The organism is Salinicoccus sediminis, from assembly GCF_000986795.1.
Lineage (GTDB): Bacteria > Bacillota > Bacilli > Staphylococcales > Salinicoccaceae > Salinicoccus > Salinicoccus sediminis.
This window is the reverse complement of record NZ_LAYZ01000001.1, coordinates 441526-465470: the sequence shown is the minus strand read 5'-3', so window position 1 is coordinate 465470 and position 23945 is coordinate 441526. Positions and strand designations below refer to the sequence as shown.

The following is a 23945-nucleotide window of genomic DNA, read 5'->3' as shown; positions in this document are numbered from 1 at the left end:
TTACTCGTCATTGCGATGCTTCGCGAGTTCATCATCGAACTTGCCGGTGAGCGCCTGGATGGCTGTGATGACGATCCAAATGGCGAAGACGAAGATGATGGCACCGAGTACAAACAGCAGCAGGTTCGAGCCGTCGGCGTACCATGCCCATTCGAAGAATACCTGGACGAACATGGCATAAAGCGTCATGAACATCAGGAAGATCATAGGGATGAGCGTGACGGCGTAGTTGATGCCTTGGCGCTTCAGCCAGATGGAGATCAGCAGCAGACTGATGCCCGCAAGCAGCTGGTTCGATGTACCGAACAGCGGCCAGATGAGATAGCCGCCGGAGCCGAATCCGTTCGGCCCTTCCGGAATCAGGACAAGTGCCGCGGTGGAAACGACAGCGATTGTCGTCGCGACATGCTTCTTTGTGAGTGACGGCACCTTATATTCACTGCCGATCTCGGCGATGATATAGCGCATGAGGCGGACAGATGTATCGAGCGTCGTTGCGACAGCCGTCGGGATGCCGAGGCCGCCGGCAAGAATCGCAGCCCCTTCGACGAAGTTGCCGAGCCCGCTCGCATTGGCGTCATTGAAGCTCGAGTACGTGGCGGCGAAGTCGTCCACACTGCTGAACAGTGTCACAACGGCGATGATGGAGATGAGTGCGAGTATCCCTTCGCCGACGGCACCGAAGTAGCCGACGAAACGGGCATCCGTCTCCTTATCGAGCTGCTTGGATGATGTACCCGAGGAGACGAGTCCGTGGAAGCCGGAAATCGCGCCGCAGGCCACCGTGATGAAGAGCAGTGGCAGCCAGGATGTGTCCGCATCGGCGTTCGTCGCCGGCGCATTGATCGTCGGATTCGTCAGCAGCAGGCCGCCGTAGAGGATGAGCAGTCCGACGGTCAGCTGGTGGGAGTTGATGAAATCCCTCGGCTGGAGCAGTTTCCATACCGGCAGGGTCGATGCGATATAGACATAGATGAGCAGGATGATGATCCAGACCATGAAGGCCGTCGATACGGCGCCGAGGCCGAACAGTCCGGCAGCGCCTTCACCGCCCATATAGGACACGAGGTCAATCTGCAGCCAGGACACTTCCGCCGTAATGACGGCGAAGAAGTACATGACCGCAAGCGCAATCAGTGACGGGACGAGCATCTTCATGTTCTTCTTGTATGCTGCGTACCCGATCCATATCGCGAGCGGAATCTGGATGAAGACGGGCAGGACGCTTGCCGGGTATGTAATGAACAGGTTAGCGATGACCCAGGCGAATACCGCATTGATCATCAGCACGAGTGTCAAGATGATGAACAGGAACAGGATCTTGCCGCGCCGGCCGATGAACTTCTCTGCGATCGTACCGATCGACTGGCCTTTATTCCTGACGGATATTGCGAGCGTGCCGAAGTCATGGACACCGGCGGCGAATACGGTCCCGAGGATGACCCACAGGAAGGCCGGCAGCCAGCCCCAGTAGACGGCGATGGCAGGACCGAGGATCGGTGCCGCCCCCGCAACGGATGTGAAGTGGTGGCCCCAGAGGACGAATTTGTTCGTAGGCACGAAGTCGACGCCGTCCTTGTACTTGTGGGCGGGCGTCATGTAGTTGGGATCGAGCCGGTAGATGCGTTCCGCGATGAACTTGGAGTAGTAGCGGTAGCCCAGCACGAAGACACCGAGCCCGATGATTGCGACGAGTATGGCATTCATAGAAGTTACTCCTTCTTGTATCAGATTTACATATAAGTTTACCGAATGTTCTGATAATTATAAATGTGAAAAAGCGCAATGAAGCCTTTCGTGGAGGGAAAGAAACAAAAATGCCACCGGGCGGATACCCGGTGGCACATGATCATATTGGAGTTGTCTCTACTTCTTCCTCGGCTTGTCAAACCCGTAGGCCCCTCCGTCCTTATGGACAATATCATCTTCCCAGGGCAGTCTATACTCTCCGTTCTGCAGGTCCTGCATATAGGTGTACGGCGCATCGGTGATGCCGCCTTCGACGGCGACATAGCCGCGGTGTCCGAGCTGATACATGTTGTTCTCGACGGCCCAGTCCGTCCGCGCCTCCCGGACGAGGTCCGGTCTGACTTCCCCGGTGATGATCTCATCCGGGCGGTTGCTGCCTTCGACCATCGGCACCCCGTCGAAGTTGACGATCATGCCTTCGCCCATGGAATCGTTCGTGCCGTCGGTGCCGCACATGGCGACCGATGCGGTATAGGCGAGGTTACAGAAGGCGTTCGACTGGTTCGTGATCCGCCAGGAGTGACGGATCGGCGCAGTGTATCCTGCCGTCCTCAGGATGATGTCAGCACCTTTATACGCCAGCTCACGACTGACTTCCGGGAACATGCCGTCGTGGCAGATCGCGAGTCCAAGTGTACTGCCGTTCGGCCCTTCACATACCGGCAGCCCGACATCTCCCGGCTCCCAAGGTTCAACGGGCACCCATGGATGCAGCTTCCGGTAGTTCAGTTTGATTTCTCCCTTGTTGTCGATGATCAGTCCGGTGTTGTATGGATTACCGTCCGGGTTATACTCCATGATGGAGAAGCAGCCCCAGATGTCATTCTCCCTGCACACATCCTTGAATGCCTCGACTTCAGGGCCATCCACATCACACATGATCTCCTTGTCCATGCTCATGGAGAGGCCATGCAGCATATATTCCGGAAAGACCACCAGGTCGATCGGTGCAGCAAACCGCTTCGCCTTCCTGACCATTTCACAAACCTTCTCCGTCTGCTGTGTGAGGTCCGCCTTCGTTTCAGTCACCGGCCAGCTGCAGCTGTACAAGTCCGATGACCACACCATTCTGTGATTTGTTCAGTCCACCAAGTCCGCTCATTTCATTCATCCTCCTAATATATATTTTCATACGAAATATGTTACGCTTATTATATTAGAAAATTCTGTAATTTAAAAGCAGTCAAAATTTGAGGGGGATATATATATGACAGTCTGGTTGTTCAGAGCAGGGAAGAATGGAGAGTACGAAAATAAATTTTTAGAGGATAATAGAATATACTTAACATGGGATAGGCTCAATTTTAATTTGAAAAGTATCGAATCTAAGGAATTATTAGTAGAGAAATTAATGGAACACTATGATATTGAGAAAAAGAAAACGGCTATAAATTGGGCATCACAAATATGGCCAATGGCTCGTAAAATTGATATTGGTGATTATATTGCATTACCGTCCAAATTGAATCGGACTATCCACATAGGGGTTGTGAAAAGCCAGTACATTTATGATGAAAATTTGGAAAACCCTTATTTTCATTATCGCGAAATAGATTGGATTAAGGAAGATATTCCTCGTGAGAGGTTTGATCAAGACATCTTATATTCTCTCGGCGCTTTTATGACGGTTTGCAAAATACAGAGAAACAATGCTGAAGAAAGAATAAAAGAAATGAAGAATAATGGATGGCAGGTTCCAAAAAACAAAAGAACAGTTCAATTAGTAGATGAGAGTGAAGAACCAGCATCTATAGATATAGAAGAGTTTATTTATGATCAGATTTCAGAGAGAATTATAAGAAAGTTCAAGGGATCTAAGATGGAAACATTAATAGAAGAGATATTAAAAGCACAAGGTTTTACTACATTTAAAAGTCCAGAAGGTTCAGATCATGGTGTAGATATACTGGCTTCTTCAGATTTACTAGGATTCGGTTCTCCTCGTATCTGTGCTCAAGTTAAAACAGAAGATTCACCGTTAGATAGACCTACGTTAGACCAATTAGTTGGAACAATGAGTAACTTCAATGCAGATTATGGTCTCCTCGTATCTTGGAGTGGTTTTAAATCTTCTGTTACTAGGGAAGTGCCTAAACATTTCTTCAAAGTAAGACTATGGGACTCCAAAACCATTATCCAACAAATATTTGAACACTACGATAACCTTAGTGACGATATAAAAAACGAAATTCCAATAAAGCGAGTATGGATGTTGGATAAGGAGATAGAAGAATAACTAAATATATTGAACAATTATATAAAGGACACGAGAAAATAATTTTAGTAGTTATGGAATTCAAAGAGAGCGTAAAATAGTTTGTGTAAATGAATAAATAGAAAAAGGGCGTCCTTTTCTTGTAAGATTAAGTTACCACACCAAATCCAAGAAAAGAGGACGACCCCTATGGATCATTTTACATCAGATATTATTCAAGCTCTAGTAAAAAAAGACGATGTCACAGAAATCTTCCGCAGCCACCTGGAAACGGCGGTGAACACATTACTGAAAACCGAATTGACTGCATTCCTGGACTACGAAAAGTATGACCGTGTGGGCTTCAATTCCGGGAACTCCAGAAACGGCGTCTATTCCCGCACGTTACATACCGAATATGGCGACCTTCAGATTGACATTCCCCGGGACCGGAATGGGGACTTCAAGCAGCAGACCGTTGCGCCTTACAAGCGGTCCAATGACACATTGGAATCTTTTGTCATCCATATGTTTCAAAAAGGGGTGACGATGTCTGAAATCTCCCATCTGATTGAACGGATGTATGGGCATCACTATACGCCCCAGACCATTTCAAATATGACCCGGGCGGTCACAGAAGAAGTGGAGGCATTTCGCCAGCGTTCGTTATCCGAGCGGTATGTGTGCGTGTACCTGGATGCGACATTCCTGCCCGTCAAACGGGAGACAGTGACCAAAGAGGCTGTCTATATCGCTGTGGGCATCCGGGAGGATGGCTCCAAGGAAGTGCTGGCCTATACTGTCGCGCCGACGGAATCTGCGTATGTATGGAAAGAATTGATTGGAGATATCCATGCACGGGGCGTGACGGAAGTCCTGCTCTTCATTTCTGACGGGCTTCCAGGTATCAAAGACAGTATTCATTCGGTGTTTCCAAAAGCGAAATACCAGACATGTTTCATTCACGTTGCACGCAACATTTCCCACAAGGTCCGTGTGTCGGACCGGAAGGCAATCTGTGAGGACCTGAAGTCCCTGTATCGCGCCACGGATAAGGCCGAAGCTGAGCAGGCTTTGGACGCGTTTATCGAGAATTGGAAGAAATCTTACGCCAAAGTCACGCAATCGTTGAAAGCCAATCCGGATCTGTTCACTTTTTATGATTTCCCTGAAGCAATCAGGAGAAGCATTTACTCCACAAATCTGATTGAGTCATTCAATAAGAGAATCAAACGGTACAGTAAGCGCAAAGAGCAGTTCCCGAACGCGGACGCCCTTGACCGTTTCCTGGTCACTCAATTTGAAGCATATAACCAACGGTTCGCGACACGGTGCCATATTGGTTTTGACCAGGCCCGTGCAGAATTAGCTGAAATGTTCAGCGGGTAATGCACACTACAAGAAAAGGCATGCCTTCATTTACACATAATTATTGACGGTCCCAGGGGAGGATACATATACTATATTATGATTGCCGTAATAGTAAAGGAGGTTCTAGCTAATGTTTGGTAAAAGCAGTGAATCTAAGGAATCAAGATTTGAAACAGAGCAAGTTAAATCCGATGGTGGGATCTTATGCCATGTTATTACAGACAAGGAAACTGGAGTGCAGTATTTGTATGCCTGGGGCGGTACAGCTGGCGGGGTAACGCCACTGTTAGATGAGAATGGACAAGTGATTATTAAGAAGTAAGCTGATCCACTAACATATATGTACACATGCACTTGTGTGCTATCTGCACCCGTCCGGGAGGGCGGGATACATAAAAAAACTGATGCAGTTTCCGCTGCACCAGCTCGTATGGTATATTCCATATTTGATTATAGCAAATTTGGTAGATATTGCTAGTTTGTGATCTCGATATATGAGACAGTCTTAGTGCATAACGACAATAAAGATACCCTCAATTGAGTATTGGAATTTTCAGTGGAGGCTTTTTAATTTTAATAAATAAAAGTCATATAATTATGCTAATATTTTCCATTCAAAGACAATGTTATCTATGTCTCGACCATGAGACTCAGAGTCGGCTTGAGTAATCTTTAAAACCATTCTTCCTCCTTTATCATTTACAATGTAAACTAAATCATCATAAGTACATCGAGCAATTCTGTTGCTAAAATCTAACTCAGTATGTTTTATCATATCTGAATCGTTCCATAATTTTAGATGATTTTTTAAACGGGAAACTTTTATACCACGATCATTATATATTCTTGCTTCATCGTTAGTCGGAACCTCAAATTTCAAAACGAATTCATTTAAATCTTTTCCTATGGTATATTTTCCATTATTAAGTGAAGGATTTAATTGACCTGTGCCTTCATTTCTCTCATCAGTACATGTGGTAGCTAGTAATAAGTAACCTAATTTAGATTTATTGTATATCAGTTAGCTATAGTGACCGAGTTTCTACTATAATAAGTAAGTAAGTCATAAAAAGTGAAAAAACGTCTTGGTCAATATCTGGTCCATGAGTCTTTGAATATACCCATTTGAAGGGCTTTCGAACTCCCTTCTGGGACGTTTAAATCCAAATACGATATTCATTAAAACTCTGTAATCCGCGTGCTTACGGGGTTTTAATTTTTTTATGTACGCCTTTCAGAAGTAAATAATATATACATAATGTTATAGTGGACTCATATTTTCTTAGAAGATACTGCTCAATGTCTGGTGAAAATGATAAGCTGGCAGAAATGAGATTTGAAACTGGGAAATCTGATGCGGATAGTGCAATGATGTGGCATATCATTACGGATAAGGAAACTGGATGCAGTATTTATATGCCGGCACAGGTTCTGCGGGTGGGAAGATACTTTTGCTGGATGAAGATGTAAAGGTGTTTGTCAGGAAGTAACCGTAAGAGCGTTGGCATTCGCCAACGCTCTTTTAAATTCTTCATTACATTGTAAGTTAAATGCATCTTTCTCGTATGCTTTCATTTGTAGCTTTCCGGTTTCTCGATTATGATATTAGTCAAACTTTCTGTGGGGGAGACTGGACATGGAGAAACGCAATCATAATATAGATGTTCTAAAAGCGATGGCAATGTTTGCAGTAATATTCATACATTGTGTGCCGAGAGACCTCCTTTACGTGACATTTGCGCCGTATCATATATGGCAGGCAGTACCTGTATTCATGTTGCTGGCCGGCTTCAACACAGCCAATTCCTATAAGAAAAGAAATTATGAATCCCTTGCCGAATTTTATAATCCGTCTTTCATCTATAAGAAAGTCGAAAGGCTGATTTATCCGTTTGCTGCAGTATGGCTGGGACAGGTGCTCCTGTACTTCCTTTTCAAAGGAGGCACCAGTGTTCTTGAACTGCCGCTCCAGTTCCTTACCGGTGGATGGGGACCGGGCAGTTATTTCGTCCCGATCATCGTGCAGGCGACGCTGATTCTTCCTCTTATATATCTTCTGATGAAGAAAAATCTGAACGTAATGACATTTGTATTACTTATTTTCAGTCTGCTCCTGGAGATTGTCTGCCTGTGGCTGGACGTCTCCCGGGACCTGTACCGGATCATAATCGTCAGATATGTATTCGCACTTACACTTGGTGTATGGCTTGCATTCAACTATAACAGGATCAGCTATAGATGGATTCTCCCGCTTGCGGGAGTGAGTGTCATCTATATTACAGGTGTGAACTATTTCGAACTGGAACTGATCATGGAGCCTGTCTGGCTGAGTCAGCACGCACCGGCTTTTTTCTACACCCTGCTATTCACGATAGTATGTCTGAAGGCATACAGGATTAAAGGCGTGAATCCTTTGAGCAAATCCCTGATAAAAGTCGGCCGGGCTTCATATCATATCTTTTTGACCCAGATGGTATATTTCTGGATGATTCCGAACATGTTCGCAGGTTTGCCATTGTCTCTATATGTTCTGATCAGCGTAGTGCTGTGTTTTGCAGCAGGCGTACTGTTCTTTGAGCTTGAAAATAAAGTCCGGAAAAAGTTGAAAAGTGCCTGATCAGCAGATGCATCAACGCTTCTGAGGAATTTTATTTTACAAAACATTTCAGCTTATATAAGATTATTATGATGCAGCGATACTTGGGAGGAGAATATTAATGAGCAAGTTTGACGAAAAGATCCTGGTTGTTCCGAGATCTGATATTTTCGATGGCGAGAAGAATGCATTCAACGGTTTTATCGGCAAAGAGGATGCAAGATATAAAGAGATTATTTCCACTTTTGGTGGTTTTGAAGTGAAAAGACGCGGGGATATGGAAGAAGATCCTTCATATAAGCAGCTAATCAGCTATGTGATCATCAAATCTGACAGTGATGACGCGACACTCGTATATAAACGTCTCGGCGGCGGTGGTGAATCACGGCTGCACGGACTCCTGTCCATCGGGGTCGGCGGTCATATGAACGATGTGCCTGAAGTGTCTGACATCGATTCGAAACTGTCGGTCAATGCTGCGAGAGAGCTGGAAGAAGAAGTTGGACTCTCGGCTGAAGCTGTCAAGGATATGGAAATCATGGGCATGATCAATGATGATGACAATGAGGTGGGGAAAGTCCATATTGGTCTTGTCCTGAGTGTGAAAGTCGATCCTTCGATTGTGTCATCCAAAGAGGAAGACACGCTTGAATTGATCTGGGAAAAAGACGAAAACCTGAAAGCCATGTCTCCGTATGAATCATGGAGCGAACTGATCATCAGGGATGCTTATGACAGATAAGGTAAGCTCACACAGACGCTTTCTGAAAAAAGCAGAACATGATCTGGAAAAGCTTTTTGATAATGAAGAATATGCTTCCTTTATAGGAAGGTTCAGCCAATACGCGAAGCATGCGGATCCCGAAATTGAACTGGTTGAGAAATATTATGAATCGAGACTCAGAACGGATGATGCCAGAGCCATTGTGGATGATGCGCTGATGTCCATGAATGAGGGAGCCGGTAATTACGAAACGCACATGTACTATCTTTTGACCGCCCTTATTGAGCTTGGAAGGTATTTTGAAGTAATCGAGTTTTCCGACCATCTCATGGCTGAAAATATACCACAGGGATTCCGTATAGAAGTCGCGGCACTCCGTCACAGGGCCAAGAAAGCTCTGGACGAAAAACAGGAAGAGTCCGGCCGCGGGAATGAACCGGTCGTTACTGCAGATGATTTTCGCGCGATGCTCCATTATGAGAAACTGGAACATCTTGCTCAATGGACGGATGGCCAGGATGCAGAGTACATGGATCTGGTCAGAGATGCGCTTTTTAAAACAGAGGACTACCAGCTCATCACTTTCATGCTTCTTTATTTAAATGGAACGGGTGATGACAGACCGGTTGAAATTGAGAAGTTTAATGAAAAGATTACGGTCGTCCCAGCTGATCTTGACACTCTGGAGACACTCGAACTGTCCAGGATTGTTTTATCATCCGTTTTAAGTGAAATGGAAGAGCTGATGCCTGAATTCCAGGAATCAGCCAGGGCGATGATTATGTCCCATATCATCCATTGCTATCCTTTGACACCGGATATAAATACCGATAGTCTTATAGACAGTTATTTGCTGATCCTGCATGAAATGGTAAACCTCGTATATGAAAGAGAATCATTTGCAGCGGAAGAAGCAATGGAATGGATCCGGTCCATGGAATCGTCTATCGAGGCCGGTAACTGAGGAAATCAATTGTTGGATATAGAAAATTGATATGTTATACTATATTGGTTAATTGAAATTACGTACTAACGGAGGAATTTAACTATGGCTCAAAAGTGGGAAAAACAAGAGGGTAACGAAGGAGTTCTAACTGTAACAGTTCCAGCGACTGAAGTGGACTCCGCCCTGGATGAAGCATTTAAAAAAGTATCCAAGCAGGTATCTGTACCTGGATTCAGAAAAGGTAAAGTACCGCGTCAGATGTTCGAGAAGCGTTTCGGTGTAGAATCCCTTTACCAGGATGCACTCGACATCCTGCTTCCTAAAGCTTATACAGAAGCTGTCGAAGAAGCGGGCATCAACCCGGTTGACCAGCCGGAAGTGGACATCGAAGAGATGGAAAAAGGCAAAGACCTTGTTTTCACTGCCAAAGTTACTGTTGAACCGGAAGTTAAACTCGGCGAGTACAAAGGTCTCGAGGCTGAAGAAACCGATACTGAAGTGACTGAAGAGGACGTTCAGAAAGAAATCGACAGCATGCTCGAATCCCATGCGGAAATGGTTGTCAAAGACGAAGGCAAAGTTGAGGAAGGTGATATCGTCAACCTGGACTTCGACGGATATGTCGGCGGAGAGCAGTTCGAAGGCGGAAAAGCTGAAGGCTATGACCTCGAAATCGGCTCCGGAAGCTTCATCCCTGGATTTGAAGAGCAGGTTATCGGCCTTGAGAACGGCGACGAGAAAGACGTTGAAGTAACTTTCCCTGAAGAGTACCACGCTGAAGAGCTTGCAGGTAAAGAAGCGGTATTCAAAGTGAAGATCAACTCGATCAAAGTGAAGGAAACGCCTGAACTTGATGAAGATCTTCTCAAAGAACTCGATCAGGATGTCGAGTCGGTGGATGCGCTCAAAGAGAAACTTGAAAAAGACCTAAAGGAAGCAAAAGAGAACCAGGCTGACGTTTCAATGAAAGAACAATTGATTGACCAGGCTGCAGGCAACGCTGAAATCGACGTTCCGGAAGCGATGATCAAGACTGAGACTGACAGAATGCTGCAGGAATTCGAACAGCGTCTGTCACAGCAGGGCATCAACATGGAAATGTATCATCAGCTCTCCGGCCAGGATGAGGATGCACTCCGTGATCAGATGAAAGACGATGCTGAAAAACGCGTGCGTACAAACCTTGTACTGAAGCAGATTGCTGTCGATGAAAACATCGAAGTGGCTGAGGCTGATGTGGATGCTGAACTCGAAAAAATGAGTGAGCAGTTCGGCATCAAAGTTGAAGATATCAAATCAACACTTGGAGACCTCTCCATGCTGAATGAGGATCTCAAAGTCCAAAAGGCGATCGACGTGCTTGTGGACAACAGGAAAAAAGCTGAATAACAGGTTATAGCCAAAATAGAACGAAGCTCTGTAACAGTTGTTGCAGAGCTTTTCTACTCATTTTGAGCAGTCTGAAACCAGTTATTTGATTTTGCCGCCTATATCTAGTATATTTTACAGGAATGAAAAAAGAGGTGTTGAATATGTTTAAATTTAATGAAGACGACACTAACCTGACTTGTTCTTTCTGTGGGAAGGATCAGGAACAGGTTAAGAAGCTGATAGCAGGCAGCGGTGTTTATATTTGTAACGAATGTATCGAACTGTGCCACGAGATCATCGAAGAGGAACTCAAATCAGAGAAGACTGAAGTGATCACTGATATTCCCAAGCCGCAGGAGATCCTCGAATCCCTGAATGACTATGTCATCGGCCAGGAAAAAGCCAAACGTGCGCTTAGTGTGGCGGTCTACAACCACTACAAGCGCATCAATCAGAATAATGAGGACGGCGTTGAAATCTCCAAGAGTAATATCGCACTCATCGGACCTACCGGCAGTGGTAAAACACTTCTTGCTCAGACGCTCGCAAGGACACTCAATGTACCGTTCGCAATTGCGGATGCGACAAGTCTGACTGAAGCGGGTTATGTGGGAGACGATGTAGAGAACATCCTTCTGAGACTGATCCAGGCTGCAGACTTTGATGTTGAACGGGCAGAACAGGGAATCATCTATGTCGATGAAATCGACAAGATCGCCAGAAAGAGCGAAAACACTTCAATTACAAGGGATGTATCGGGTGAAGGCGTGCAGCAGGCACTGCTCAAGATTCTCGAAGGTACGACAGCCAGCGTGCCGCCGCAGGGCGGAAGAAAGCATCCGAACCAGGAGTCCATACAGATAGATACGACGAACATCCTGTTCATCATCGGCGGTGCATTTGACGGTATGGATGAAATCATCAAGAGAAGGATCGGTGAAAAGGTCATCGGCTTCGGTGGTGCATCCAGCGAGAAATTCGACGATAAAGATGCAATTATGAGCCGTGTGCGTCCGGACGACCTCCAGAGCTACGGCCTGATCCCTGAATTCATCGGCCGTGTACCGATCATCAGCTATCTTGAGGAGCTTGATGTCGAAGCGCTTAACTCTATTTTGACAGAGCCTAAAAATGCGCTCGTCAAGCAGTATAAGAAGATGCTTGAGATTGACAACGTCGAACTTGAGTTTGATGAGGATGCACTCAATGCAATCAGTGAACTCGCCATCGAAAGAAGGACGGGGGCACGCGGTCTCCGCTCGATAATCGAAGAGCGCATGGTGGACATCATGTTCAGCATCCCTTCAAACGAAGAGATCCGTAAAGTCAAGATTACGAGGGAAACCATCCAGGATGAAGCGCAGCCTTTGCTCTATGATGAAAACGGCGAACTGCTGGATCCGGAACGTAAAAGCGCATAAGCGAATGATAATTCACCTGAGCTGTCTTTAACCGGACAGCTCTTTTTGCTGAAAGGAATGGAAATATGAAAATAAACCCGGGAAGTGTGGATATTCTCATATCCGCAGTAGGACCCGACCAGTATCCCGAAACCGGACTGTCGGAAATAGCGCTCAGTGGAAGATCCAATGTTGGGAAATCGTCTTTCATCAATGCAGTGGCGGGAAGGAAGAATATCGCAAGGACTTCGTCGAAGCCGGGAAAGACCCAGACGCTCAACTTCTATGACATGGACGCGAAGTTCGTGTTTGTGGACGTACCCGGTTACGGGTATGCAAAGGAATCAAAGAAGGCGCGTGAGAAATGGGGCGCGATGATAGAAGCGTATATCACGGAAAGGGAAGCCTTGAAGGCAGTCATCCAGCTTATAGACATGAGGCATAAACCGACCGAAGACGATATTCTGATGTATGATTTTCTCAAATATTACGAAATACCGGTAATTGTCGTGTGTACTAAGATGGATAAGATTCCAAAAAGCAAAGTGCAGAAGCATCTGAAGATAATCAAAGAGAGCATCGAATTTGAGGAGGAGGATACCATCATCCCGTTCTCATCAACGGATAAGAAGAACCTGCCGCTTGTCATCCAGACGATTGCCGATCACATATGAAAATGTTCACAAAAATTTCTTATTTATAATCAGTATAAATAAGAGCGGCGGCATGGATAATATGTTCACATTCTGTTAAAATGATATGTGTTATAAGTACCTTGTGAAGGTGCAATATGGATTGGGGGGCAATTCGGATGCACGTTATTGCGTTAAGTCTGAATTACAGAAAAGCGAGTGTCGAAGAAAGAGAATTGGTGGCTTTTGAAGATGAGGAAGTCATTCCGGCACTCCACAGATTAAGAGAACAAAAAAGCATACTTGAAGCTGTACTGCTTTCTACATGCAACCGTACTGAATTATATGTGGTCAGTGACCAGGTGCATACTGGCAAGTACTATTCCCAGAAATTCCTCTCGGACTGGTTCGGTCTCGAGTTTGACCAAGTGAAGAGCATCACGGATGTGAAGGTGGCGGACGAAGCCATCCATCACCTGTACCGAGTGACAGCAGGGCTTGAGTCCATGGTGCTGGGAGAAACGCAGATCCTCGGACAGATCAGGGAGGCTTTCTTTACTGCACAGCAGGAACATACGACAGGGACAATCTTCAACAAGCTCTTCAAAGAGGCGATTACAGTCGCAAAACGGGGACACAGTGAAACGGATATTTCAAAAAATGCAATATCAATTTCATATTCCGCGGTTGAACTGGCCAAGAAGATCTTCTCCAATATAAGCGACAGCAAAGTCCTTGTGATCGGCGCGGGTGAAATGGCGGAGCAATCCCTGCTCAATCTGACATCGAACGGTATCAACAAATTGACGGTCATCAACCGTTCAGAGGACAAGGCGCAGGCGCTGGTACAGCGTTTTGGCGGTGAGAGTGCACCGTTCGACACGCTGGAAGCCCAGCTTGCGGATGCCGATATCGTCATTTCAAGTACAGCGGCGAGAAACCATGTCATTACCGAAGACATTGTCAGGAACGCTCTGGCTGACAGGAAGATGAGGGAACCGCTCGTGCTGATGGACATTGCCCTGCCGCGTGACATCGCGCCCGGCGTGAGTAGCCTGGATGATGTCTACATGTATAATGTGGACGACCTGCAGGGACTCGTGGATGCCAACCTTTCCACCCGCAGGGAAGAGGCACTCAAGATTGAAGCGATGATTGCAGAGAGCATGGACAGTTTTGAAGAGTGGGTGAGTATGCTCGGTGTTGTACCGGTCATCCAGGCGCTAAGATCCAAAGCGCTCAGTATACATGAAGATACATTCCAGAGTGTGGAAAGAAAAATGCCGGAAATGACCGACCGTGAGCGGACAATCATCTCCAAACACATGAAGAGCATCATAAACCAGATGCTCAAAGATCCCATCATCTATACGAAAGAGATTGCAGGCAGCAGAAAAGCGGATGTGAAACTGGATGAAATCCAGCAGCTGTTCGGCATCGAAGACGAAGTGAATGAGATCAGACAGCAGGATAAAGCCAAAAATCAGGAAAGGCTCCGTGCCAGAAAACAGGAGCTCGCACTCGATTAGACAGGTGGGTAACATATGGACTTTATGTTCCGCATCCATGAATTTATTCTATTATTATATTTTATAAGCCTTTCTGCGCTGAGCTACGATCTGTTTTTCAGAAATCGCCAGGCCAGGAAGGTTTCGTTTTATATTGCAGTTGCGGCGGCGGGACTGCAGATCACAGGTTTCATCGGCATCAGTGTAAGCATCGGCCGGATTCCGGTCCAGACTACATTTGAGGGTCTGTATGCACTGTCCATACTCATAATACTGACCGGCCTCCTGCACTACAGGAGAAGTGATTCGGAAATTGCATTGTTCATATATGTATTGACCGCTTTCATGCTGTTCGCCGTTCATACCTTTGCACCGGTGCAGTACTCGAGGACGACCGAAGTTTCCACTTTGATGAATGAGCTGCTCGTCATCCATGTCGGTCTTGCCCTGTTTGCATATGTCCTGTTCTTCGTCTCTGCACTGCATGCCGTGATTTATGTCATCCAGTATGATAATCTGAAAAAGAAGCGTTTCAACCGGCTTTTCTTTTCATTGTTCAGCGTAGGGACGGCAGAAAAGATGATGGTGCGCACGCTGCTTTTCGGTGTGTGCAGCATGGCAATCAGCATCCTGCTCGGAGCGATGTGGGGCATCAATATAATGGGAACGCAGATATTCACTGATATCAAAGTCCTCGGCACATGCATTGTGCTGCTGCTGTATGCCGCACTGCTGTTCCATCTGAAAACGGAACACAATATTTTGCGTTTTGCCAAATTGAATGTCATCATCTTCTTCATTTGCATGCTTAATTATATTTTCATCACACAACTCTCCCAGTTCCATTTCTGGGGTTATTAAAGGAGAAATACCGAATGCGAAAATTTATCGTAGGATCAAGGCGGAGCGGCCTGGCGCTGACACAGTCGAAGCAGTTCATAGACAGTCTGAAGGAACATTATCCTGACATGGATGTCGAAATAAAGGAAATCGTCACCAAAGGTGACCGCATCGTGGATGTGCAGCTGTCAAAAGTCGGCGGCAAAGGCCTTTTTGTCAAAGAAATCGAACAGGCGCTTGAAAACAAGGAAATCGACATGGCGATCCACAGTCTGAAAGATGTGCCGAGCACCCTGTCAGAAGGATTCACCATCGCATGTGTGCCGCAGCGTGAAGATATGCGCGATGCCTTCCTCTCCAATGACAAGGTGACGTTCAAAGACCTGCCGGCAGGCAGCGTGGTAGGGACGAGCAGTCTCCGCCGCGGCGCCCAGCTGCTGTCAATGAGGGATGACATCAAAGTCGAATGGGTGCGCGGAAACATCGACACCCGCATCAAAAAGATGGAGTCCGGTGAATATGATGCAATCATCCTTGCTGCGGCGGGACTGAAGCGCATGGGATGGTCCGATGATATCGTGACTGAATATCTGGATCCTGAAACTTTCATTCCTGCAATCGCCCAGGGCGCACTCGGCATAGAGTGCCGCTCTGATGACAGGGAACTCATTGAAATGCTGCAGAAGGTCCATTCCGAGGAGGATGCAGCATGTACAAATGCCGAGAGGGCATTTCTGAAGCGTATGGACGGCAGCTGCCAGGTGCCGATTGGCGGACATGCAAAATATGAAGATGGCGAGCTGTACCTGACCGGCCTCATCATGCCTGAAGATGGCAGTGAGCAGTACCTCGTCAGAAAATCCCATGAAAATCCGGAAACGCTTGGCAACCTTGTAGCGGATGAGATGGAACGTATCGGGGCCAAGGACATCATTGACAGGATCAATGAATCGCTCTAAGCCGGTCGTAATTGTTACCCAGAGCAGAATGGGGAGTGCAGGGTCCGGTGATTTTACCATCGAGCATGCACCGGTGATCAGAACCGAGCTGCTGCCCTTCGACGAAGACGTGCTGGACGGGGAATACGACTGGCTGATTCTGACCAGTCCGAATTCGGTGGAACATTTTGCCCCGCTCCTTGGCAGGGTCAAATTCAACAGACTGGCCAGCATCGGTAAAAGGACGAGTGAGACCATGGCGGAGCATGGCATGCATGTCGATTTTGAACCGAGCGGCTATACCCAGGAGAAATTCATGGAGGAGTTTGCTGTAAAAAAAGGAGAACGGATCCTTTACCCCGTGAGTGCCAACGCCCGGCCACTCATGTATGAATACCTGAGCGGCGCCGGCGCGGAGGTCACGCGTATCCGGCTTTATCATCCCGTCCCGGATGAAGAGTCACTTGCAAAGATCGAAAGGCTGCTGGAGGAAGGGGCTTATGCGGTCACTTTCTCAAGCCCGTCGGGCGTCGAAGCATTCGCCGGGAAGATGAGCCGGGACATACTTGAAAATGTGGTTGTGGCAGCAATCGGCCATGTGACGCATGATGCATTAAAAAAAAAGGGGAATCGACAGTATCCGGCCGGAAAAAGAGACACTGCAGGATATGTTCGACATGCTTGAAAAAAGAGTTAATCAGAGGTGTAACGATGAATTTTGACAGACATCGCCGTATGAGAAGGACGGCGTTTATGCGAGATATGGTCAGGGAGACCAGAGTGACAAAAGAAGATTTCATCTATCCGATATTCGTAGTGGAAGCGGATGATGTCAGAAAAGAAGTACCGTCGATGAAAGGCGTATTCCAGGTATCGCTGAACCTGCTTGAAGAAGAGCTGGAGGAAGTCAGCCGCCTGGGGATAAAATCCGTCATCTTTTTCGGCATTCCGAATGAAAAGGATCCCGAAGGCACAGGCGCATACCATGACCACGGTGTCGTGCAGGAAGCATGCAGGATCAGCAAAAGGCTCCATCCTGACATCCTTGTGATACTGGATACATGCCTCTGTGAATATACAGACCATGGACACTGCGGTCTGATCGACAGTGAAACCAAAGATGTGGATAATGACAGCACCCTGCCGCTGCTCGTCCAAACAGCGGTCTCTCAGGCAGGGGCCGGAGCGGATATCATTGCCCCGAGCAACATGATGGACGGGTTTGTCAGTGAAATCAGAAAAGGTCTCGATGACAACGGCTTCAGCCACATTCCGATCATGAGCTACGGCATCAAATATGCCTCCAAGTTCTACGGCCCCTTCAGGGATGCCGCCGACTCCACACCATCATTCGGTGACAGGAGGACGTACCAGATGGATCCGGCAAACCGACTTGAAGCACAACGTGAGCTTGAAAGCGACCTTGAAGAGGGATGCGATATGATGATCGTAAAACCCGCATTGTCATATCTTGATATCATCCGTGATGTCAGGAACAATTCAAACGTACCTGTAGTGGCGTATAATGTAAGCGGAGAATACTCAATGACACGTACCGCCATTGATATGGGACTGCTTGATGAAGAAGTGATCATGGAGCAGATGGTATCCATGAAACGTGCCGGCGCGGATATGATTATCACCTATTTCGCAAAAGATCTTTGCAGAATGATTGATGAAGGGATGGAATAGCATGTACGAAAATTCGAAGGCACTCTATAAGAAAGCAATGGAACTCATGCCGGGCGGTGTGAACAGTCCTGTCAGGGCGTTCAATTCAGTAGGGATGGATCCTGTATTCATCGATCATGCCAAAGATGCCCGGACATATGATGTCGACGGCAATGAATATATCGACTATGTGCTCAGTTTCGGTCCGCTCATCCTCGGCCACAGTGACGACAGAGTGGTGGACGCGGTTTCTGAAGCCGCCAAAAAAGGCACCAGTTTCGGTGCACCGACATCACTTGAAAACGAGCTGGCGGAATTGGTCATCGACCGTGTGCCTTCTGTGGAAATGATACGCATGGTGTCATCGGGTACAGAAGCAACACTTGCGGCCCTGAGGCTTGCAAGAGGATTCACAGGCCGCAGCAAGATCCTCAAATTCGAAGGGTGCTACCACGGGCACAGCGATTCGCTGCTCATAAAAGCGGGCAGCGGGGTGGCGACGCTCGGACTTCCGGATTCTCCGGGAGTGCCGGAAGGTACGGCCGCCAACACGATCACGGTGCCATACAATGATGAAGAGAGCCTGAAGGAAGCGTTCGACCAATTCGGCGAAGACATTGCGGCAGTGATCATGGAGCCGGTTGCCGGCAACATGGGCGTCGTTCCTCCTGTGGAAGGCTACCTTGATTTCGTCCGAAGGATCACAGAGGAGAACGGCACTCTCCTGATCTTCGATGAAGTCATGACAGGCTTCAGGGTGGGGTATAACTGCGCCCAGGGCCATTACGGAATCACCCCCGACCTCACATGTCTCGGAAAAGTCATCGGCGGCGGACTGCCGGTCGGCGCCTACGGCGGCCGCCGCGACATCATGGAGCGCATTGCACCGACCGGCGACATCTACCAGGCGGGGACGCTTTCAGGGAACCCGCTTGCCATGACAGCGGGCCTTGAAACACTGAAGCAGCTCACGCCGGAGAGCTATGAGCATTTCAACCGCCTCGGCGACGTGCTTGAGAACGGTCTGAAGGAGATATTCAGTGAAAAAGGCTATCCGATCACTGTCAACCGTGCCGGTTCGATGCTCGGTTTCTTCCTCACTGAAGGGCCGGTTACAGACTTCGATTCGGCTAATACGAGCGACCTCGGCTTGTTTGCCAAAATGTACCGCAACCTGCTTGAAGAGGGCGTATACCTGCCGCCGTCCCAGTTTGAAGGCATGTTCCTTTCGACTAAACATACCGAAGAGGACATAAGTAAAACACTGACGGCATTCAGTAATGCCCTGGACAAAATTAAAGCAGAATAACTCAATTTATACCGTTTACGGAAAATAAATAAAGTGTATAATTGACTTAAACACATAAATGGAGGTTGTGTACATGGCAAATGATAAGGACAAGCATGTGTCCGATAAAGACAAGTTCATGAAAGGGCAGAGAGACGAAGACAAAACGTTCGTCGATGGCCAAAACAGAGAAATGATTGAACACAAAGAGGATGACAAGAGAAACCCGCTTGTTTGGATCACTCCGATCATCATCCTTTTGTTACTTATCCCTCTTGTAATACACCTTGCCACAGGTAACGGTGGTGTTGCGCTTACCGGCGGAGGAGAGGAAGAGGAGTCTTCCGAAGAATCATCCGGCGGAGGCGAAGAGGAAAGCGGCGGAGAAGGCGGCGGTGAAGAGGCATCCACAGGCGACTTCGATGCTGAAGGATTTGCCCGCGACAACTGTGCGTCCTGTCATGGTCAGGACTTCTCCGGCGGCATGGGACCTGCGCTTGCAGGCACAAGCCTCGATGAAGGTGAATTCACTGATGTTGTCAGAAACGGCCGGGGATCAATGCCGTCATTCAGCCAGGATCAGATTGCTGATGAAGACCTGACTGCACTCTATGAATTCATGGCAGGCCAATAACTGATACAAAAACTTCCGCATTCGATGTGGAAGTTTTTGTTGTTTACGGCAAAGGCATACAGATGGTACAAAGGGGAGGTTTTACATAATGAAATATTTGAGGCTGCTGTTCCTGTTTACTGCGGCAATGACCCTTTCATGGATATTGCAGACAGCCGGCATGATTCTGCCGTGGCTTTTCGGGGCGATGGTCGCAACAGTGATCTTCCAGCGGCTGACCAGACGGGATACAGGGTTTAAGAAGTGGATGGGCGACGTCGGCATCTTCATCATCGGTATCGAAATCGGCTCCACCTTCACCAAGGAGACCATAATCGATATGCAGGATGATGTGTTCAATATCGTGCTGCTTACCCTGATGGTCATCATCCTCAGTCTGATACTGGCCAGGTTTTTCACGAAAATGACAGGCTGTACATATGAAACTGCGGTCCTTGCAACAACACCCGGGGCGCTTTCACAGATGATTCTGATGGCAGAGGAGGAAAAACGCGCCGACCTGCTTCTGGTAACTCTTACACAGATGTCCCGCATCGTCCTCGTTGTCATCCTGGTCCCCTTCATAGCCAGTGTTTTTTCAGACGGTGCTCCCGGTATACCGGATGATATTGAACCGGACCTCACTTCTGTGCTCGTGCCTGAAATGCTCATACTGGCCGCCGGGGCAGTGGTGCTCACGTTCGTCCTCAAACTTTTGAAGTTTCCGGTCCCTGTAATGATTGCCCCGATGATCGGCGTGCTGGTGTGGAACCTCTCCACAGACCATACATTTGCCCTAGATGTGGAATTCATGTACCTCGCACAGGTGCTGTTCGGCATCCGTGTCGGCATCCAGATTTCCTCACTGGTCAGCAGGCTGAACAGGCGCATGGTGGTGTCGATGCTTGTCCAGAATGTACTCCTTATACTGGGTACGTTCATGATCGTCATCCTCTTCATCCTGCTTACGGAGCATAACTTCAATGATCTGTTCCTGAGTGCAGCACCCGGCGGCATCGGCCAGATCATCATAGTTGCAGTGGAGATGGGAGCGAACATCGCAATGATCTCAAGCTATCATATATTCAGGATCTTCTTCATCCTGCTGATTGTTGCACCGGTGATCAACATCATCCTGTCCAGGAACCGCCGGCGCCGCAGGGAGGACGGGGAAGAAACTTGACAGTTCCGGCTGGTTGGAATACTATAAACTTAAATCTATAAACATCACGGCAGAAGGTCCCGGAAGTGCGGGTTGAAGAGAGTATGCGCAGGCTGCAAGCATACCGAAGCACACCGCGGATGTAGTCTGCATGCTGATTCCGTCTGAAAATGCAGTAGGACGGGACGTCTGATGAGCGTTAATCATCTCAAGTGCAGCATGACCAATGCTGAATTTAGGTGGTACCGCGGAACTTCCGTCCTATTTCTGGACGGGAGTTTTTATTATGCAAAAAATAAGGAGAGATCATTATGGATATGCCTACAAAATACAATCCGGCAAAAGTCGAGGAAGGCAAGTATCAAACATGGGTGGAAGCAGGCTATTTCAAGTCTGACGCGACGTCGGACAAAGAACCGTATTCCATCGTCATTCCGCCGCCGAATGTGACCGGCAGGCTGCATCTCGGCCATGCCTGGGACACTACGCTCCAGGATATCATCACACGCATGAAGCGGATGCAGGGCTACGAAGTACTCTATCTTCCCGGCATGGACCATGCGGGTATTGCAACTCAGGCAAAAGTGGATGCCCGGCTCCGTGAGCAGGGCATCAGCCGGCATGAAATCGGGCGGGAAAGTTTCCTGGAGCATGCATGGAACTGGAAAGAGGAATATGCAAATTTCATCAGGAGCCAATGGGAGAAGCTCGGCCTGGGCCTGGATTATGACAAGGAACGCTTCACCATGGATGAAGGCCTGTCAAAGGCGGTCCGCAAAGTCTTTGTCGACATGTACAATAAAGGGCTGATCTACCGCGGGGAGTATATCATCAACTGGGACCCGGCAACAGAGACGGCCCTCAGTGACATCGAAGTGATCCATAAAGAGGTCGAAGGGAATTTCTATCATGTGAAATATCCGCTTGAAGACGGTGGTCATGTGGAGATCGCCACCACCCGTCCGGAAACGATGCTCGGTGATACAGCCATAGTCGTATACCCTGAAGATGCGCGCTATAAGGATATCATCGGTAAGAACGCAATACTGCCGATCGTCGGCAGGAAACTTCCGATCATCGCGGATGCCTATGTGGACAAGGAATTCGGCACAGGCGTGATGAAAGTGACACCGGCGCACGATCCGAACGATTTCGTCATCGGTGAACGCCATAACCTCGAGCGCATCAATGTGATGCATCCGGACGGTTCCATGAACGGGCTTGCCGGTAAGTATGAGGGGATGGACCGTTTCGAGTGCAGGAAGGCGCTGGTCAGAGACCTTGAAGACGAGGGGCTGATGATTGAAATAGAGCCGCATGTCCATTCCGTCGGACACTCCGAGAGAAGTGACGCGGTCGTCGAACCATACCTGTCCACACAGTGGTTCGTGAGCATGGACAGCCTCGCCAGGAAGAGTCTCGACAACCAGGATTCAAAAGATCCGATCGACTTCGTACCAGAGCGTTTTGATGCCACTTTCCGCAGATGGATGGAAGATATCCGCGACTGGTGCATCTCAAGGCAGCTGTGGTGGGGCCATCAGATCCCCGCCTGGTACCATAAGGAATCGGGGGAGATACACGTGGGGATGGAGCCGCCGGCGGATGAAGAGGACTGGGAGCAGGATGAGGATGTACTGGATACATGGTTCTCAAGTGCCCTGTGGCCGTTTTCAACGATGGGATGGCCGGAGGAAACGGAGGATCTCCGGAAGTTCTTCCCGACCAATGTCCTTGTGACAGGTTATGACATCATCTTCTTCTGGGTGGCGAGAATGATCTTCTCCTCCCTTGAGCATACCGGGGAAAATCCGTTTGATGATGTGCTGCTGCATGGTCTTGTACGTGATGAGCAGAACCGTAAGATGTCAAAATCACTCGGCAACGGCGTCGATCCGATGGATGTCATCGACAAATTCGGTGCAGATGCAATGAGGTACTTCCTGGCTACAGGATCAACGCCGGGACATGACCTGAAATACTCCGATGCCAAAGTGGAGTCGGTATGGAATTTCATCAACAAAATATGGAATGCATCAAGGTTCAGCCTGATTAACATCGGTGAAGACTTCGGCATGGATGACATCAATCTCGAAGGCGAAAAGACACTTGCCGACGAATGGATCCTCACCCGTCTGAATGAAACCATCGGAGATGTGACGAGACTGTCAGAGAAATATGAATTCGGCGAAGTGGGACGCCTCCTCTATAACTTCATCTGGGATGAATTCTGTGACTGGTACATCGAGATGGCGAAAGTGCCCATGACCGAAGGTACGGACGAAGAGAAGGCGATGACACGGTCGGTGCTGCTGCATACACTCGACAGCATTCTGAAGATGCTCCATCCGTTCATGCCTTTCGTTACCGAAGAGATCTATCAGACGATCGACAGCAACCGTTCCATCGTTGTCAGCGGATGGCCTGTGGCGGATGAAAACCATAAATATCCGGAATCCAAGGAAGGCATGGCGCTGCTCGTCGACATCATCAAATCGGTGAGGCAGACGAGAAGTGCGGTGAACTCCCCGCTGTCCAGGCCGATCGATATCCAGATCGAAGTGAAGGATCAAGAAAGGCGCGCAGCTGTCGAGACGAACCGCAGCTATATCGACAGGTTCTGTAATCCAGAGACACTTGAGATTGCGGAAAGCATCCGGGTGGATGATGATGCAAAAACAGATGTGGTCAAAGGCGCGACGGTCATACTGCCACTTGCCGGACTCATCGATATGAAAGAGGAGGCTGCACGGCTTGAGCAGGAGCTTGGGCGCCTTGAAGGAGAACTCAAGCGTGTAGATGGCAAGCTCGGCAATGAAAAGTTCGTGAACAACGCCCCCCGGGCCGTCGTGGATAAGGAGAAAGAGAAAAAGCTCGGCTACCAGTCCCAGTACAACGAAGTGAAGGAACGTCTGGACAGCCTTAAAAGAAAGGGTTAGAAC

The 23945-nt window shown here is 48.1% G+C and carries 20 protein-coding genes; 18 read left to right on the top strand and 2 right to left on the bottom strand.

Annotated features, from left to right (window positions below):
* Both WN59_RS02370 and WN59_RS02365 read right to left on the bottom strand, forming a co-directional pair.
* The gene (locus tag WN59_RS02370; protein WP_046511968.1) at positions 1–1707 is read right to left on the bottom strand and encodes a carbon starvation CstA family protein; all 1707 of its coding nucleotides are present in this window, start codon (positions 1705–1707) and stop codon (positions 1–3) included.
* A gap of 159 nt (positions 1708–1866) precedes the next feature.
* Positions 1867–2727, bottom strand: coding sequence for a formamidase (locus WN59_RS02365; protein WP_231577066.1), 861 nt, complete (start codon positions 2725–2727; stop codon positions 1867–1869).
* A 229-nt stretch (positions 2728–2956) separates the two neighbouring features.
* Here WN59_RS02365 and WN59_RS02360 point away from each other — a divergent pair, with 229 nt between their 5' ends.
* From WN59_RS02360 to WN59_RS02275, 18 genes are all read left to right on the top strand, one after another.
* Complete coding sequence (locus WN59_RS02360; RefSeq protein ID WP_046511965.1) at positions 2957–3985, top strand: restriction endonuclease; 1029 nt, start codon at positions 2957–2959, stop codon at positions 3983–3985.
* A gap of 168 nt (positions 3986–4153) precedes the next feature.
* Positions 4154–5332 (top strand): IS256 family transposase, encoded by a 1179-nt coding sequence (locus WN59_RS02355; RefSeq protein WP_046511960.1) that lies wholly within the window; start codon positions 4154–4156, stop codon positions 5330–5332.
* A 112-nt stretch (positions 5333–5444) separates the two neighbouring features.
* Complete coding sequence (locus tag WN59_RS02350; RefSeq protein WP_046511957.1) at positions 5445–5636, top strand: DUF6440 family protein; 192 nt, start codon at positions 5445–5447, stop codon at positions 5634–5636.
* A gap of 1314 nt (positions 5637–6950) precedes the next feature.
* A complete protein-coding gene (locus WN59_RS02345) occupies positions 6951–7931 on the top strand; it encodes an acyltransferase family protein (protein WP_046511955.1) in 981 nt (326 codons plus the stop codon).
* A gap of 100 nt (positions 7932–8031) precedes the next feature.
* Positions 8032–8652 carry a DNA mismatch repair protein MutT gene (locus WN59_RS02340; RefSeq protein ID WP_046511952.1) on the top strand — a complete coding sequence of 207 codons (621 nt, stop codon included), beginning with the start codon at positions 8032–8034 and terminating at the stop codon, positions 8650–8652.
* Positions 8642–9598 carry a hypothetical protein gene (locus WN59_RS02335; protein ID WP_046511948.1) on the top strand — a complete coding sequence of 319 codons (957 nt, stop codon included), beginning with the start codon at positions 8642–8644 and terminating at the stop codon, positions 9596–9598. The genes WN59_RS02340 and WN59_RS02335 overlap by 11 nt, the downstream gene beginning before the upstream one ends.
* An 84-nt stretch (positions 9599–9682) precedes the next feature.
* Positions 9683–10969 carry a trigger factor gene (tig, locus tag WN59_RS02330; protein ID WP_046511945.1) on the top strand — a complete coding sequence of 429 codons (1287 nt, stop codon included), beginning with the start codon at positions 9683–9685 and terminating at the stop codon, positions 10967–10969.
* 143 nt (positions 10970–11112) lie between these two features.
* The gene (clpX, locus tag WN59_RS02325; RefSeq protein WP_046511942.1) at positions 11113–12372 is read left to right on the top strand and encodes an ATP-dependent Clp protease ATP-binding subunit ClpX; all 1260 of its coding nucleotides are present in this window, start codon (positions 11113–11115) and stop codon (positions 12370–12372) included.
* A 65-nt stretch (positions 12373–12437) separates the two neighbouring features.
* On the top strand, positions 12438–13025 hold the full coding sequence (gene yihA / locus WN59_RS02320; protein WP_046511939.1) for a ribosome biogenesis GTP-binding protein YihA/YsxC: 588 nt from the start codon (positions 12438–12440) through the stop codon (positions 13023–13025).
* Between the two features lie 137 nt (positions 13026–13162).
* The gene (gene hemA, locus WN59_RS02315) at positions 13163–14512 is read left to right on the top strand and encodes a glutamyl-tRNA reductase (RefSeq protein WP_046511933.1); all 1350 of its coding nucleotides are present in this window, start codon (positions 13163–13165) and stop codon (positions 14510–14512) included.
* A gap of 15 nt (positions 14513–14527) precedes the next feature.
* Positions 14528–15352: a cytochrome c biogenesis protein CcsA gene (gene ccsA / locus WN59_RS02310; RefSeq protein ID WP_046511930.1), complete on the top strand. Its 825-nt coding sequence runs from the start codon at positions 14528–14530 to the stop codon at positions 15350–15352.
* Between the two features lie 14 nt (positions 15353–15366).
* Positions 15367–16290, top strand: coding sequence for a hydroxymethylbilane synthase (gene hemC / locus WN59_RS02305; protein ID WP_046511926.1), 924 nt, complete (start codon positions 15367–15369; stop codon positions 16288–16290).
* Positions 16277–16954 (top strand): uroporphyrinogen-III synthase, encoded by a 678-nt coding sequence (locus WN59_RS02300; RefSeq protein WP_231577064.1) that lies wholly within the window; start codon positions 16277–16279, stop codon positions 16952–16954. The genes hemC and WN59_RS02300 overlap by 14 nt, the downstream gene beginning before the upstream one ends.
* Positions 16955–16980: 26 nt before the next feature.
* On the top strand, positions 16981–17961 hold the full coding sequence (hemB, locus tag WN59_RS02295) for a porphobilinogen synthase (RefSeq protein ID WP_046511923.1): 981 nt from the start codon (positions 16981–16983) through the stop codon (positions 17959–17961).
* Position 17962: 1 nt separating this feature from the next.
* Positions 17963–19249 carry a glutamate-1-semialdehyde 2,1-aminomutase gene (hemL, locus tag WN59_RS02290; RefSeq protein ID WP_046511920.1) on the top strand — a complete coding sequence of 429 codons (1287 nt, stop codon included), beginning with the start codon at positions 17963–17965 and terminating at the stop codon, positions 19247–19249.
* 73 nt (positions 19250–19322) lie between these two features.
* Positions 19323–19862, top strand: a complete 540-nt coding sequence (locus WN59_RS02285) for a c-type cytochrome (protein ID WP_046511917.1) — start codon at positions 19323–19325, stop codon at positions 19860–19862.
* Between the two features lie 88 nt (positions 19863–19950).
* Positions 19951–21024 carry an AbrB family transcriptional regulator gene (locus tag WN59_RS02280; protein WP_046511913.1) on the top strand — a complete coding sequence of 358 codons (1074 nt, stop codon included), beginning with the start codon at positions 19951–19953 and terminating at the stop codon, positions 21022–21024.
* 290 nt (positions 21025–21314) lie between these two features.
* On the top strand, positions 21315–23942 hold the full coding sequence (locus WN59_RS02275) for a valine--tRNA ligase (RefSeq protein ID WP_046511910.1): 2628 nt from the start codon (positions 21315–21317) through the stop codon (positions 23940–23942).
* Positions 23943–23945: the final 3 nt, after the last annotated feature.